Source organism: Pseudomonadota bacterium (genome assembly GCA_039193195.1).
Classification (GTDB): Bacteria; Pseudomonadota; Gammaproteobacteria; order Steroidobacterales; family JBCBZW01; genus JBCBZW01.
Window position 1 is genome coordinate 171,341 of record JBCCWS010000007.1, and the last position, 15,543, is coordinate 186,883.

Consider the following 15,543-nt stretch of genomic DNA (forward strand, 5'->3'; position numbering starts at 1 on the left):
ATGTACGTGGGTGCCGCGCGCCGTGCCGCACGAGGCAAGCGCGGCCAGGCCCCCGCGGCACGTTTCGAGGCGAACTGGGGGCATCACCTCGCGACCCTGCGGCGCGACCTCGGCGAAGGCTCCTACGTCCCCGGGCGGTACGTGCACTTCCATGTGCACGAGCCGAAGTTGCTCAAGATCAGTGCAGCACCTTTTCGCGATCGAGTGGTGCATCACGCATTGTGCCAAGTCATCGAGCCGGCCTTTGAGGCACGCTTCATTGCCAACAGCTTCGCGAATCGCGTGGGCAAGGGAACTCATGCCGCCGTGGACGAGCTACAAGCACTGACCAAGCGATATCGATACGCGCTTCGCCTCGACGTCGTTCAGTTCTTTCCAGCGGTTGACCATGAAGTCTTGTTGAGCGAACTCCAACGGGTGGTCACCTGTGCACAAACGCGGTCACTCATTAGACGCATCCTGGCGAGTGGTGCGGGGGTGCTGGATGACCAGTACACGCCCGTGTACTTTCCCGGCGATGACCTGTTGGCGGCGACGCGGCCGCGCGGCTTACCGATCGGCAATCTCACCTCGCAGTTCTGGGCGAACTGCTACCTCAATCCCTTCGACCACTTCGTGCGCCGCGAGCTGGGCTGCACGGCGTACCTGCGCTATGTCGATGATCTCGCCCTATTCAGCGACAGCAAGCGCCAGCTGCAGCGTTGGCGCGAATCGATCGTCGAGCGCCTGGCGCGCTTGCGCCTGACCCTACACGAGCGTTCTGGGCAGGTGATGCCTGGTCGCTGCGGAGTGCCCTGGCTGGGCTTTGTGGTGTTCCCGACGCAGCGGCGGGTGAAGGCGCGCAAGGTGCGCCATGGGCAGCGGCGCTTGGCCGAAGTGGTGGCGGCCTATCGGGCCGGGCGGGTGAGCTTTGCGCAGCTCGATGCGTCGTTTCAAGGGTGGATCAACCACGTGCGCTACGGCGACACGTGGGGGTTGCGCAAGCGTGTACTCTCGAACTTGGGGCAAGTGTCGCGCAGGTAGCGCGGTTCCAGAAAAATCGCGAGCGCCGCTTCGCGGCGATCAGGGAGCAGTGGTCAGTGGGTCAGTGTTCAGGACGATGGGGAGCAACGACACACCCGAAAACCGACGCCGATGAGGCGGTTGTCCGGATGAAACCTGAAGCGGAAGGCGCAGCGCGCCCATCGGGACGCTGCGCTTCATCGTCAACCCAGGCCGCCCCCTTCAAGGGCGCTACTTCCAACTTGTCTGCACCGAGCGGGAGGGCGCACCACTCAGTCAACCCGCCCGCGAAGTCGAATGCCCCGGATTCGCCTCGGTCGCGCGGCCATAGCCCAACGGCTGTACAAACTCCTTGATTGCCACCTCCTGCGTTTGCCGCGGCCGGATCCCACTCATTGGCCCATGGATAGGTCTTGCTATGGGGCCCTCCTGCTGCGAGCTGCCACTGCGCTTCAGTCGGCAGCCTGACTACACACTGCAGACGCGCACTAAGCCAGCGGCAATAGGCGACGGCATCGTTCCAACTGACGCTGTCTCTAGGATAGTTGCCTATCGCATGCCTAGCTCGGCTTGGCATCAGCTCTTTCTCTAGTCCATCCCACCAAGAGCCTTTCCCATACCCGTCTTCGGCATCTAGGAACGCTTGGAATTGCTGATGAGTAGTCGGGTAGCAAGCGATCTCGAAGGCCGCAACCGCATGTTCGCCTTCGCCGGGAAGGTCGCTGTGCTTCTCCAGCACTACGCTGCCCGCGGGCACCTCGATCCACTTCGGCGCGGGCAGTCCATTCGCGTCCAGGCCGATGCCAGGTCGATCGTCCAAGTGCATGAGGCCCAAGGATCGGTATACCTGCGTCAGCGCGGATGATTCTACCGGCGCTGCTAGTGAGCGCCTGGCCACGTCTTGGTAACGAGTGGCCCAGTCCCCGAGCCTGCCGCGGCGGCTGGCAATCTCCAGGCAGCGCCCGATGAGTGCCGCCTTGTAGGGTGCAGCGGCTAGCTTCTCGCCCGACACGTCGTCCGCGAGGGCCTCCAGGGCCTCCATCGCCTGCTGCAAGCTCTCGCGTGCTTCGTAGGCAAAGCGGAACTGCAGCGTTGGGTGCCAGGCCTGCGAGTTCCCATACGCCTGAAGGCTCTCGCGTAGCGAGGTCTTGTTGACGCGCAAGCGCTCGCTCGCCAGGAAGTAGCTGAACATGAGGTGAGCGAACTCGGCCGAGTCCTGGTCGCGCGAGAAGAGCAGCCCCGAGTTGTCCAGCAAGTCTCGCAGCTTCTGGCTGGCGCTAAGTTCGGTGCTCTCATCGAAGGGTCCCTCGTCCGCGAAGCTGGTGAGTGCCGACTCGATCTCGCCGTAGGTGATACTCGCCATGGGCTGCGTGCGCGTCTGCCCGCTGTACTGGCCCGTGTGCATATCGAGGGCGATCACCTGCAGCCTGCGGTTTGCGGCCACAATGTCCCTCGTGTCGCGCTCGTAGCGGCTGTGGGGCACGCGGCTGACGATGCTCGCGTACAGGTCATGGATATCCTCAGGCAGCTGGTTGCCGTCGTAGAACTTCACGCACAGCGCGTGCAGCATCAGCGGATTGGTGCGCAGCTCGGTGAGGTCTGTCCGGGCTTCCAGTTGCGTGCGAAGGGCACTCGCCGTCTCTTGTGCCTGCGGGGGCATGGCCAGCTGGAACCACTGCTCGATGAAACCGTTCTGCAGCGGTGGCGGTAGGGGGCTGAGGTCTCGCCTGGCCAGGGGCAGCTGAGTCTCCTCGTTGCGGGAGAGGCCGTAGGGGCGGCTCGTCAGCAGCACGCGGTTCGACTGAAAGGCGCTGTCGTTGAGGGCGTTCACGAGCCCGCTGAGCAGCGCCTTGCGCGGGTACGTCGGGCGACCGTCGGGCGCTCGCCCTGCCGTCGCGACTTCGTCGACGCCATCGAGGAGCAAGAGCAGCGTACCGGCGGCGCGGTGGGCCTCAACGAGCCTACTGGTCAGCGCGCCATCAGCCCACTGCTTGCGCTCGAGCCATTCGCCCAGCGCGCTCCAAAACTGCGCTGATGACCAGTCTCGTTCCGTAGGGTTGAGCGTGTCCGCGAGGTCGCGCAGGCGAATGAGCACCGGCAAGCGTTGGCGCAAGTTGCTCGGTGATGGTTCTTGAAAAGCCTCCGGCAAGCGTTCGCTCTGCGCGCTGGGAAGTGGGATCGCCCCGCCGACCACGCCGAGCACCCAGCGGCAGAAGGTGGTCTTGCCGCTACCCGGCTGACCGGGCACGTAGAGCGAACGCTGGTTGAGTTCGTCGAGCATGAGCGCGTGCTGTTGCCGCTCTCGATTCTTGGTGGATTCTGCTCGTTCCCCGCCGATGGTAACGGCGGGCACGTAAATCTGGGCCAGGCTGATGGTGACCCCAGCCTTGTCGTCGAGGCCGGGGTTGTCGAGCTTGGCGACCTGCTTTCGAATCCACCGTCGGTAGGCGTCGGGCACGAGCGGCGGGGAAGGATCCGTAGGGGCGGCGGTCGGCACTGCGTCTGCAGGTGGCTTGGCGAGTGGGGCCAGGGTTTGGTCTAGCTGTGCTTGGAGGGTGTCGCGGAAGGCTTCCGTGCCGCGGTAGTCAATGACGTTGATACGGTAGCCGTCTGGGTTTAGGGCGGCGAAGAAGTCGCGGCAGGCTTGCACTTGAGCGCCCCAGGCGGCGGGGTCTTTGAAGTCCGGTACGGGGTCGTGGGTACCGCGCAGCAGTAGCACCGGGGGGCGTTCTTTGCCGTTGGTGTTCGCGCCTGCCATGGCCTGGTAGAACCCCCACACGGAACCCGTGCGGTGTGTCTCTTCGGGCTCGGGTAGGCGTTCGGCGGCGGGCCACTCGGGGTAGTCCCGCGCCGGTAGCGGGGTGCCGACTCGGGACCAGAAGATGAACACCGCCAGGTCGCATTCCGAGGGCTTCGGGAGGTTTTCCTCGATGGCCTTCTGTGGGCTCACCCAGGCGATTCTAGGGTAGGCGGTTTGATCCCAGGTGATGGCCTCGAAGCGCTGGCCACGGTAGTGCGGACTGCTGTTGAGGTTATCGATCAGTTGGCGGGCGATCTTGCGCTCCTCTCCGACATCCGACGGGGAGCCTATGAAGATTCGTAGTAGATTGACGGTGGAGCCTGCCTGAGACATGCGGGGCACTCTTGAATATACGTTTTGCTAGTGTGCTGTCCCAGAAGTTCGTTGAAAAATACGCGGGTACTTTTCGCCCCTGAGTACGTTGCTCCTCCTCCCGTGGGGCCTGCCACACTCGTCGTCGCGCCGCACCCAGGAACGAAAAGCCCCGTGCGTGTTTTTCAACGAACTTCTGGGACAGCACACTAGCCTATCGGGTTGTCGAGTGATCGACGAGAGGGTTTGTGATGCATACGGCTTAAGCATCATTGGATGCGTCGGCGGTCTTGACACGGGTTGCTGTGGGCGGTGCGTTTCCAAAAAATCGCGAGCGCCGCTTCGCGGCGGTCAGGGAGCGGTGGTCAGTGGATCAGTGTTCAGGAAGATGGGGAGCAACGACACACCCGAAAACCGACGTTGATGTTGCGGTAGTACGGACGATTCCAGGAGCGGTCGGCGCAGCGCGCCTGTTCTTCTGCGAAACCGCTACTTGCGGCCCAATACGCACCCCGTAAGGGCATTGATTGCGGCTGATCTTCGACGGGAGCGCACCACTCGCGAAGTCCACCCGCGAAGTCATATGCGTCGCCAACGCCTTTGTCACGCGGCCACAATCCAACGGCCGCACCCCTGTCTCTCCCCGTATTGGCTGCGTTCGCGTCCCAGGCGTCACCCCACGGGTACTCATTGGCATTGGGACCACCAGCGGCGAGCTGCCACTGGGCTTCATTTGGCAGCGTGATCGCCTCCCCGATCTCGGCACTCAGCCATCGACAGAACGCCGTTGCCTCGTACCAGCTGACCGAATCCCGAGGGTAGTTGCTAATCTTGTAGTACGCGTCCCCAGCCTGCTCTGGTTGCTCGAGTCCCACCCACCATTGGGGGTTCGCGTAGCCGTTCTCGGCGTCCAAGAAGGCCTGAAACTGCCGATGGGTTATGGGGTAACGCGACACTTCAAAGGCATGTTCGATCCTGTGCATCCCCGTGCCAGCTAGCCATTTGCTTTGCTTCAGCAACACGCTACCTGCGGGCACCGTTACCCAGTCGATTGAGGGCAATCCGTTCTCGTCAGCGACGCCAGGACGGTCGTCTAGGCCCATCAACCCAAGCCACCGATAGACTTGAACGCGCGCCTCCATGTCGATCGGCAGCGCCAACGCTCGCCGGGCAATGCCTTGGTACCGCCCCTCCCAGTCCCCCAACCGCCCGCGCCGTTGCGCGATGTCGAGGCAGCGGCCGATGAGCGCGGCTTTGAATGGCTCGCGGGCGAGCTGGTCTCCCGCGATGTCGTCCGCCAGCGCGTCGAGCACCGGCATGGCGCGCTGCAGGCTATCCCGGGCCTCGTAGGCAAAGCGGAACTCCAGCGTGGGATGCCAGGCCTCCACGTTGCCGTGCTCGCGCAGGCAGTCGCTGAGCGATACGTCATTGATTCGCAGCCGCTCGCTCGCCAGGAAGTACGAGAACATCAGGTGGGCAAACTCGGCCGAGTGTTGGTCGCTGGAGAACAGCAACCCGGAGTTGCGCAGGAGCTCCATGAGCTTTCGGTTCGCATCGAGTTCGCTCGTCTCGTCGTAGCGGTTGGCCTGTGCGAAGGTGGTCAGGGCCCGTTCGACCTCGGCGTTCGCGATCTTCGCGATTGGCTGCGTACGCGGCTGACCGCTGTACTCGCCCGTGTGCATGTCTAGGGCGATCACCTGCAGTCGCCGTCTCGTGGCCACGATGTCTTGGGTCTCGCTCTCGTAGCGGTTGTGCAGCACGCGGCTCACGATGCTGTCGTAGAGATCGTGGATGTCCTCGGGCAGCTGATTCCCGTCGTGGTACTTCACGCACAGCGCGTGCAGCATCAGGGGGTTGCTGCGAAGCTCTCGCAGGTCGTCGCGGGTCTCCAACTGAGACCGTAGCGCGCTGGCCTTGCGTTTCCATTCGCTTGGCGTGGCGAGGCGAAACCACTGATCGATGAAGCTCTCCTGTAGCGGGCTCGGCAGGGCGCTCAGGTCGCGCGTTGCGAGTGCGAGTTGGTTCTCATCGTTGCTGGAGAGTCCGTAGGGGCGGCTGGTGAGCAAGACGCGGTTATCCCCGAAGCTCGGTGACCGCAGCGTACTGGCGAGGCCGCTCAACAGGGCGCTGCGGGGATAGGTCGTCTTTCCTTGCGGGTTCTTTCCTTCGCTGGGCACCTCGTCCACACCGTCCAGCAGCATCAGCGCAGATCCGGCCTCCCAGTGCGCCACGAAGAGCGCTCGCGTCAGTCCGACATCGGCACATCGGCCCTCCAACCAATCGCCGATAGCCTCCAGGAACTGGCGGGCCCCCCAATCGCGTTCCGTCGGGGCGAGCGCCTCAGCGAGATCCCGCAGGCGGATCAGCACAGGCAGGCGTTGACGCAGATCGCTCGGTGGGGTTTCCCGATAGTGTGCTGGGAGTTGCTCGCTCTGCTCGCTGGGCAGGGGAATGGCGCCGCCGACCACGCCGAGCACCCAGCGGCAGAAGGTGGTCTTGCCGCCGCCCGCTTGTCCGGGCACGTACAGCGAGCGTTCGTTGAGCTCATTGAGCAGTAAGGAATGCTGTTGACGATCGAGGCTCAGGCTGGTCCCGTTCTCCGGCTGCTGGATGAGCGTCAGCGCCGGCACGTAGATCTGCGCCAGGGTGATGGCGACCCCGGTCTGGGCGTTGAGGCCCGGGTTATCGAGTTGCTCCACCTCGCCTAGGATCCACTTGCGGTATGCCTCGGGCACGCGGGGTGGCGCGGCGGACTGGGGCGACGGCTGCTCGGAGGCGGCGCCTTGGCCTCCCTGCGTGAGTTGGGAGATCGTCTGATCGAGCTGCGTGCGCAGCGTGTCCTCGAAGGCCTGGGTGCCGTCGTAGTCGATCACGTTCACCCGGTAGCCGTCAGGGTTCAGCGCCGCGAAGAAGTCTCGGCAGGCTTGTAGCTGACCGGCCCAGCTGACGGGATCCTCCAGGTTGGGTTCCGGCGCATGCGCGCCGCGCAGCAGCAGCACCGCCGGCCGGCCGTCGTTGTTGCCTTTCGCCCCCTCCATCGCCTGGTAGAACTCCCACACAGAGCCGCTGCGGTGCTCCGCCGCGGGCTCGGGCAAGGACTCGACGGTAGGCCAATCGGGGTAGTCTTCCTCCGGCAGCGGCGTGCCGACGCGCGACCAGAAGATGAACACCGCCAGATCGCACTCCGCCGGTGTCGGCAGGTTCTCCTCGATCGCCTTCTGCGGACTCACCCAGGCGATGCGCGGGTAGGCGGACTGATCCCAGGTGACGGCCTCGAAGCGGAAGGCCTTGTAATGGGGGCTGTCGTTGAGCCGGTCGATGAGCTGGCGCGCGAGCCTGCGCTCCACGCTCACGTCAGACGGGGAGCCTACGAAGATCCGTATCAAACGAACGTTGTGGACGGCCTGCGGCATGCGGGACACTCGTGTATAGCTGTGTTTCTAGACTACTGCTCAGTAGCGTCGTGAACGAGCGTGCCTCGTCCATAGGCTAGTGCGCTGTGGGGGGCAGACGTCGCAGGCAATCGACGAGTCCCTACACCTCAGTGCGTCGCTTGCGTCGTGATACACCGCGGAACCTGCGCGGCGTCGGCGGTTGAAGGGGCGAATTGTACAGCTCGCGGTTCAATTCCCCGCAGCGTAAGCGAACAGGAAAGTTAGCTTTGCTCGAGTGAGCGCTCGATCACGCCGGCGAGGGTGCGCACGTCCACGAAGCTGTCGGGCTTCAAATCGTCTTCGATGAACTCGAAGTCAAAGTGATCCTCCAGCAAGGTCACCAGCTCCACCACGGCGAAGGAATCCAGGTTGAGGCCGCCGTTGAACAGGGGGGTGTCCGCCTCGATCTGCTCGGCGCTCAAGGGGACGTCGAGTTCCTCGGCGATGAGCGTGCGCAGGCGATCCAGCGTTGATTCTTGTTGTCCTACATCGTCCGGCACTTGGGTTCGCCTCCTGGCTTGCCGCCTTCCAGTGGTCTCGGGGATCGCTGCTAGCGACGATGCCAAGATACGAACAAGCTCACTTGGCGGCAAGTGCCGTGCAGTGCCGCATAGTGAACCAACCCTCGCGGGTCGCCCCTCGCCGAGGCGCTTGCTCCCCGCAAATCGTCGTGCCACTCTGCTAGGCAAGCGCGCGTGCCAGGCGTGGCGCCATCGGAAACGGTTGGTGCGATGCGATGCTGCACGCCGTGCAAATAATGCGAGCGCCAGGCGCCAGCGTAGCGCCGTGCCGCCGACGGATCCGGTAGCGTAGCGAGCGAGCCTATGCAGCGCACAGCTGTCCTCGTACATCTCAATGCCTTGGTGCGGGTTAGCCCCCTGGTGGGGGGGTACCTGAAGGCCTACGCCCTCAGCCACGAGACGGTGCGCCAGCACTGGGATATCCAGCTCTACAGTGCGTACTACCACGTGCCCGCCAGCCAGATCCTCGGCGATATCCTGGCCCGTCGCCCGGATGTGATCGGTTTCAGCGTGTACAGCTGGAACGTGGGGCTCGTGCTGCGCCTGCTGCGAACGCTGCGCGGTCTCCTGCCGCGCCACGTGCAGTTCATCCTGGGCGGCGTGGAGGTGATGCGCTGTGCCGAGCGCTACCTGGATCCCACGTGGGAGAACGTCGCCGTGTGCAACGGCGAGGGCGAGGCCACCTTTCGCGATTACCTGCTCGAGGTAACCACGGGCGATCTGGCCCTGGAACGGGTTGACGGGTTGAGCTTCGCGCGCGATGGCCAGTGGCACAGCACGGCGCCTCGGCCGCGCCTGGCCAAGCTTGCGCAGATCCCGTCCCCCTTTCTGGCGGGCTACTTCGAGGCGGAGGATCTTGCCGAAGTGGCGCTCTTCGAGACCAACCGCGGCTGTCCCTTCGCCTGTGATTTCTGCTACTGGGGCGGTGCCGTGGGCGAGCGCGTGCACAAGCTCGAGCTGGATCGGATCAAGGAGGAGATGACCTACCTGGCACGCCACCGGTCGAAGACCTTGGCCCTTTGCGATGCCAACTTCGGGATGCTGCCGCGCGATGTGGAGATCGCCGAGCATATCGCCAAGCTGCGCCACGACTACAACGCGCCCCAGCGGGTAGCCTACAGCACGGCGAAGAACAACCCCAACCGCGTGGAGCAGGTGGCCCGCATCCTCACCCAGGGCAAGCTGTTGCATAACCAATCGATTTCACTGCAGACCCTGAACGAGGCCGCGCTGCGCAAAGCGAGCCGCGACAACATCCGCGCGGAGACCTACGTGGGCCTGCAGCGCCGGCTCAACGAGTGGCGCGTGCCGTCCTTCGTCGAGCTCCTGTGGCCGATGCCGGGGGAGACCTTGGCATCCTTCAAAGACGGCATTGACGCCCTGTGCGCCATGGGCACGCAGTCCTTCACGGTCTACCCCCTGCTGTGGCTGAACAACGTGGGCTACGCGGATAAGACCGAAGAGTACGGCGTGGTCACCCTGCGCGAAGACGATCCCGCCAGCGGCGGTCAGGTGGTGATTCAGACCGCTGAAGTCACCTTCGATGAGTACGTGCACGGCCTGCTCTTCGCCATGGCCGTCTACCTGCTGCACAACTGCCGCGGCATGTTCGCCACCCTCCTGGTGCTGCGCCACCTGGGCGTGGCCAAGCCGCGCAAGGTCTTCGATGACTTCGTGGCCTTCATGGATGCGCGCTGTGCCGCGCTAGAGGGCGGCGCCGGCGAGAAGGGCGACGCGGTGGTGCGCCTGTGGCAGGACGGCAGAGGCCGCTTCGAGCAGATGATCAGCTACGTGTGGCGCGGGGCCATCGCCTACGCAGCGCTGCACAGCGCCCGCGCCGATTTCGACAAGTTGCTCGAGGCCTTCGTCGACGCGCATTGGTCCGACTGGACCGCAGATCTGGGCGAGGACGACCGCGAGCTGCTGCGCAGCGCCTTCGAGTTCGATCTTCTCTCGCGGCCCTTCCCATTCCTGCAGACGCGCTTCGAGCTCGGCGTGTCCTGCACCGCGCTGAAGGTAGCGCGCAAGCGTCGCGGGCACTGGGTGGCCCAGTCGGATTTCGATCTGCCGCGGATCGTGAACGCTTTTCGCGCGCGCGGCGAAGCGTCAGCCGAGGATCTGCTGCGCGCGCCGCGCGACATCAGCATCAACCATCGGCCACGCCAGGTGAGCCAGCTGCCGGCCAAGCAAGAAGAGGAGCATCACTGGCACATGCACCAGGCGATCCGCGAGATCGGCAACCTGGAGCCGGAAGTGAGCAGCGACGGCGCGGTTCAGGCGGTCTCGGCGCAGGTGTAGCGCGCCTCGGTCTTGCGGATGCCGCGCAGCATGCGGTAGAGGTGCCAATGAATGTCATCGCTGCTGCGCTCCTTGCGAAAGGCGAGGCCGCGGCGGTGGTCGATGCGCAGCTCCACGGGCCCGGCCGAGAGCGCTTCTAACAGATGCGCCGTGCCGTGCGGCTCGCCGCCCTCGTCGACCCCGCGCAGGGCATCGATGAACGCGGGGAAGTCGTAGGGCGAGGTCACTTCCCAGATGCCTCTGCGGCGCTTGCTGATGGCGATCTGCTCGGGCTCCACGCCAAGGGTCAGGGCGGTCTGCAGGAAGGGGTAAGGGCGAGAGAGCAGGTCGAACTCCAGGGCGGCCACGATCTGCTTGCGATCTTCCGGTCGCGCCAGCCAAGGGCGTTGGCTGAGGAGAAAGTCGCGCAGGGACCGGTCGAGCTGCTCGCGGTGGGCGTGGAGGGCGGCGTCGGCGAGCACGCCCTTCCAGATGTACTGCAGCACCCGCTCCGGTTGGCGCTTGCCGAGTTGCCACAGGCCGAAGAGACCCTCCTCATCAGAGTCGCTGCGGCCTTCCATCCACTCGACGAACGCATCGGCCACCTCGCGGAAGGTGGCGAGGCCGAGGTGGTGCAGCAGCTGCATGGTCACGTACAGGCCGCGGCAATCGTGCAGGAGGAAGATCGCGGTGGCGAACTGCAGCCCGCGTAGGTAATCGGCGTAGCTGACCTCGCGCGTTTGCACGACGATCTCGCCGCCGCCGGCGGGATCGTCTTCGGCCATCGTCACCACGCCGAGCTCGTCGCCGCGCTCGCGGTAACCGATGTTGTTGATCCACAGCAAGGGGTAGATCTGAAAGGCCTGGGCGCCCATGGCGCACAGGGCGTCGATGCCGTCCTTGAAGGACTCGAGCGTCTCCCCTGGCAGGGGCCACATGAGTTCCACGTTGGAGGAGACGCCCCATTCGTTGAGGCGCCGCTGCAGGGCGACGTAGCTGTCCGCCTTGATGTTGCTGCGCTTGGCGACGTCGAGCGCCTGCGGGTTCATGGTCTGCAAGGAGATCGAGTGCACGTTCATGAGGCCGCCGTCGATCAGCACCTTGGCCACCCGTTCCACGCGCTTCTCGCTGTTCTTGGCCGTGGAGAAGGAAACGTGGTCAGGGTAGCGATACTGCTCGCGCGAACGCACCAGGTGCTCCGCCAGCGTTAGGTCGCGCGGCAGCATGCCGAAGTTGGCATCGCAGAAGTAGATCGTGCGTGCGCCCTCCCGGCAGATGTAGGTGATCTCCTCCTTCAGGCGCTCCTCGTCGAAGCGGTTGACGCGCGCACCGATGGCCCCGCCCCAGTAGCAAAACTCGCACTGGTACGGACACCCTCGGTTGGTCTCCAGCAGGGCCGCGTCCACGCCCTGCACTTGCAGGACCCCCGTGAGGTAAGGCGAGGGGATGTCATCGAGCTGGCGAAGGCGTGCCTGCGCTGGCGTGGCGATCCAGCTGCCATCGCGCCAAAAGGCCAGCCCGGGTACCTGCTCCAGGGCGGGTCGGCTCTGTCCAAGCTCTAGCAGATAGTCGCGAAAGGTGAGCTCGCCCTCGCCGTTGCAGACAGCCACGTCCTCCCAATCCTGCGATACGTAGCGTTGGCCGAGGTTCATCACCTCCACGCCACCGAGCAGGTAGCGCGTGGATGCGGGCAGCACGGCGCGCAGGGCTGGCAGCAGGCGCTGGACCAAGCGCACGTTCCAGGTGTACACGGAGAAGCCCACGAGCTGCGGGCGCTTGCGGGCGAGGTCGGCGATGATCTGGGAGGCCGGGGTGGAGACGTGTGCGCTGTAGAGCTCGATGTCCCAGTCGCGGGCGAGCTCCGGCTCGGTCAGCGCCATCGCCTTCAGGTAGCCGCTGGTCAAGGGCGTGACGCTGCGGATCACGTCCAAGTGGATGAGTACGGCGCGCCGGCGACTCACGAGCGTTGCGCCTAGTGCGCCTCGGCGATCGGTTCCGGCGCCTCGCGTTGGGGGCCGGTGGGCGGCGTGGTGGAGCACCGCGGCTCGTGGCGCATAATGGCGCGCACGGTGCCCGTGGCAAACCAGTGGTAATCGAGCTCACGCCAGCTCGGCAGCGGCAGCAAGGACCCGATGCGGTGATCGACCTTGATCGTCACGGGCTTTCTGGCCAGCAGCGCCGGCGTGAGTCCGGTCGCTTCGCGGGCCGCCTGGTTGAGCGCGGGGAAGTCGTAGGGACTGAGGATCGACCAGGTGCCGCGCTTCATCGCCAAGATCTCGATGTGCGCCAAGGCGACGCCGAGCTCGAGGTCACGAGTGAGGTAGATGTAGGGGCGGGTGAGGTGGTCGTACTCGACTGCCGCGGCGATCAGCTCGGCGTGTTCGCCGAGGGGTAACTGCATCAAGCGGTGCTCGGCGTACTCCTGCAGCAGGCGATCGAAGGCGATGCGGTGCTCGCGCAGCACGCCGTCTAGCACCGTGCCGGGCCACACACCCTTGCACATGGTCTCGAAGTGGGCGTGGCCGTCCTGCCACATCTGCGTAACCGGGTCGTCGGCCTCGTGCTGGCGGGCGTTCATCCACCCGGCGAAGTCATCGAGCACATCGCGAAAGCGTGCGATCTTCAGGGCGTTGAGCAGGTGCATCGTGGTGTAGAGGCCGCGGCTCGTGTAGAGCAGCAGCAGCGAGAAGATCACCATCATGCCCTGGAGGTACTGCGGGTAGCTCACCTCCTTGGTGCCGATCACGTTTTCCGTGGCGGAGAGGGGGTCTTCATTGCGCAGGGTGGCAACGCCGAGTTCATCGCGTCGCTCGTAGAAGCCCACGTTGTTCAGCCACTGCAGGGGGTGGACGAAAAAGGAGGGTGCGCCACGGCGGCATAGGTCGTCGATGCCCGCCTTGAAGGTCTCCAGGGTCTCCCCCGGCATGGGCCAGATCAGCTCGACGAAGGTGGGCACGGCCGACTTGTTGAGGCGCTCCATGAGCTGCAGGTAGTCGTCCTTCTTGTTGATCCGCTTGGCCTGCTTCAAGGCCAGATCGTTCGTGCTCTGCAGGGTGATGGCCTGCGTGGTGAGCAGCCCCGCCCGGTAGTAGACCTTGGCGATCTCCTCCACCCGATCGATACGGTTTTTGGCCGAATTGATGATCACCCGGGTGGGCGCGCGCTGACTGTTGCGCAGCATGGCGACGTGTTCGGCGATGGCCACATCTTCCGGCAGCAAACCGATGTTGGCATCGCAGAAGGCGAGCACCTTGGTGCCCTTCTTTGCAATATAAGTGAGCTCGTCCTTTATCCGGTCTAGCGCCAGGCGCGTGACGCGCTGGCCCACGGCGCCGCCCCAGTAGCAGAACTCGCACGCGTAGGGACAGCCTCGGTTGGTCTCGAACAGGGCCACCTCGCGCATATCCTCGTCGGCGAACATATCGCTAAGCCAAGGCGATGGGATGTCCGCGAGGTGGCGGATGCGCGCGTTGGGCGGGGTGGTGATCAAGGCGCCGTCCCGGTACAGGGAGAGCCCGTTTACCTCGTGCAGGGCGGGCGCGCCGCTGGCGAGATGGCGCAAGACCTCGAGGAAGGTGAGCTCCCCTTCGCCGTTGCAGATCGAGGTGTTCTCCCACTGCGGCTGCAGGAAGCGTTCACCGAGGTGCATCACCTCCACGCCGCCGAGCAGATACTGGGTGCTCGGCCCAAGCACGTGGCGCAGCGCCTCGTGCAGGCGCAGCACCAGCCCCACGTTCCAGGTGTAGACGCTGAAGCCGATCAGATCAGGCTTGCGCTCGTACAGCTCGCTCAAAAGCTCCGAGGCGGGCGTTTGCACGTAGCGGTTGTAGAGCTCGATATCCCAGTTCGCGCGGATCTCTTCGTCCTGCAGCGCATACGCCTTGAGGTAGCCACCGACCAGCGGCGTTACGCTGACGAAGTCGTTGAGATGAACGAGAACAGCTTTCTTCTTACGGGCGGGCATTGTCGCTCCCTGGCACTGCCTTTGGGCCCTACCTCGATGCTACCGTTGCCCTTGATCCCGCTGCAACGAAAGATATTCAGTGCTCGTTGGCGATCCTGGTGATGCAGCGTGTCATCTGCAACGGGAGACCGGAGATGCGGCGGTGCACCTAGGCGTTGCTCGTGGGCCCGTGTGCCTCAGCCCATCATCGAAAAGCAAGCGCGCTACCGGGGGATAGGCGCATGGAACCGTTTGGAAAGTCACATCTTGGCGGCAATGTGGTGCTGCGTGTGCGGCCTAAGTGCGCCCAGCTATTCTTCGTGTTTGCAGGTGCACAAGGCCAACCGGGCATGCCCTCGATGATCTTCCTGCACAAATCGGGCTTGGCCAAGCGCAACTTGGTACTGCTGCGCGACCCCTACACCGCGAATTTCGCGCGCGGAGTGGGCGGTGAGCTGCGGGACATCTGGTCGCTGATGGCGTGGCAGCGCAAGCTGCTGGAGCGCCTGGCGCACGTGGAGGAGGTCTTCTGCGTCGGCAACTCGATGGGAGCGTACGCCGCTTGCCTCTTCGGGCACCTGCTCGGCGTGCGCGAGGTGTTCGCCTTTGGGTTGGAGATCGCCCGTGCCGCCGATCCAAACGGCATTGAACGCTTGGCGGAGATGCTGGAGAGCTACCCCACCGACACGCGCCACCACCTTTATTATGTTTCACACAACGATAGCGATAGGGCCAATGCGTTGGCGCTACGGCGCGGCAGCGGCGTCGAGCTGCACCCGATCCACGCGCGCGAGGGACAGGACGAAGACGACTCGCCCCTGCAGGAGCGCTCGCACATGGTGATGAACTACCTGGCGCGAGAGAACGAACTCAGGGAGGTGTTTCCGCCGTTCCGGCCTGCGGCAGCGCAAGCGGCCCACTAGCTAGCCTGGATTATTCATGAGCCAAAAGAGAAGAAGGCCTCGATGTGTTAGAAAGGTGTTACGACACAGCACTTTCGGACACAAAGAAGGCCTTCCAATGGTCGACGTTACCACAGCGCAGGGTGCACTGTTCAACACAGGCTTTGGCAAGCCCCTCACGGCGCGATTTGACCACCCGCACAGCAGCTCGGACGGGGGTGCGATTCTGCTGAAGGCTAGCGACCGCAAGCTTGGGTTGATCGAAGCGCTGGCACTGTGTGTTCGTGATGATCGCTGTCAGGAGCGAGTTCGCCATGGTCTGCGCGAACTGATTGAGCAACGCGTCTATGGC

The 15,543-nt window shown here is 64.4% G+C and carries 9 protein-coding genes; 4 read left to right on the forward strand and 5 right to left on the reverse strand.

Annotation, left to right across the window (positions count from 1 at the left end):
- A complete protein-coding gene (locus AAGA68_09325; GenBank protein ID MEM9385246.1) occupies window positions 1-1,023 on the forward strand; it encodes an RNA-directed DNA polymerase in 1,023 nt (340 codons plus the stop codon).
- A gap of 61 nt (window positions 1,024-1,084) precedes the next feature.
- Here AAGA68_09325 and AAGA68_09330 read toward each other — a convergent pair whose 3' ends face one another.
- The 3 genes from AAGA68_09330 to AAGA68_09340 all read right to left on the reverse strand — a co-directional run bounded on the left by AAGA68_09330 (window position 1,085) and on the right by AAGA68_09340 (window position 8,048).
- On the reverse strand, window positions 1,085-4,135 hold the full coding sequence (locus AAGA68_09330) for an SUMF1/EgtB/PvdO family nonheme iron enzyme (GenBank protein MEM9385247.1): 3,051 nt from the start codon (window positions 4,133-4,135) through the stop codon (window positions 1,085-1,087).
- A 359-nt stretch (window positions 4,136-4,494) separates the two neighbouring features.
- Window positions 4,495-7,527 carry an SUMF1/EgtB/PvdO family nonheme iron enzyme gene (locus AAGA68_09335; GenBank protein MEM9385248.1) on the reverse strand — a complete coding sequence of 1,011 codons (3,033 nt, stop codon included), beginning with the start codon at window positions 7,525-7,527 and terminating at the stop codon, window positions 4,495-4,497.
- Window positions 7,528-7,769: 242 nt separating this feature from the next.
- A complete protein-coding gene (locus tag AAGA68_09340; GenBank protein ID MEM9385249.1) occupies window positions 7,770-8,048 on the reverse strand; it encodes a phosphopantetheine-binding protein in 279 nt (92 codons plus the stop codon).
- 324 nt (window positions 8,049-8,372) lie between these two features.
- On the opposite strand from AAGA68_09340, the gene AAGA68_09345 reads away from it, so the two are divergent.
- Window positions 8,373-10,367: a radical SAM protein gene (locus AAGA68_09345; GenBank protein ID MEM9385250.1), complete on the forward strand. Its 1,995-nt coding sequence runs from the start codon at window positions 8,373-8,375 to the stop codon at window positions 10,365-10,367.
- Here the strand turns inward: AAGA68_09345 and AAGA68_09350 are convergent.
- Window positions 10,343-12,307, reverse strand: coding sequence for a radical SAM protein (locus AAGA68_09350; GenBank protein ID MEM9385251.1), 1,965 nt, complete (start codon window positions 12,305-12,307; stop codon window positions 10,343-10,345). The genes AAGA68_09345 and AAGA68_09350 overlap by 25 nt on opposite strands.
- A gap of 11 nt (window positions 12,308-12,318) precedes the next feature.
- Window positions 12,319-14,310, reverse strand: a complete 1,992-nt coding sequence (locus AAGA68_09355; GenBank protein MEM9385252.1) for a radical SAM protein — start codon at window positions 14,308-14,310, stop codon at window positions 12,319-12,321.
- A 221-nt stretch (window positions 14,311-14,531) separates the two neighbouring features.
- Between AAGA68_09355 and AAGA68_09360 the strand changes: the two genes are divergently transcribed.
- Together AAGA68_09360 and AAGA68_09365 are read left to right on the forward strand one after the other, a co-directional pair.
- Window positions 14,532-15,212 carry a hypothetical protein gene (locus AAGA68_09360; protein MEM9385253.1) on the forward strand — a complete coding sequence of 227 codons (681 nt, stop codon included), beginning with the start codon at window positions 14,532-14,534 and terminating at the stop codon, window positions 15,210-15,212.
- Between the two features lie 97 nt (window positions 15,213-15,309).
- Window positions 15,310-15,543, forward strand: a 234-nt coding sequence (locus AAGA68_09365) for a transposase (protein MEM9385254.1), incomplete at its 3' end; no start/stop codon positions are given.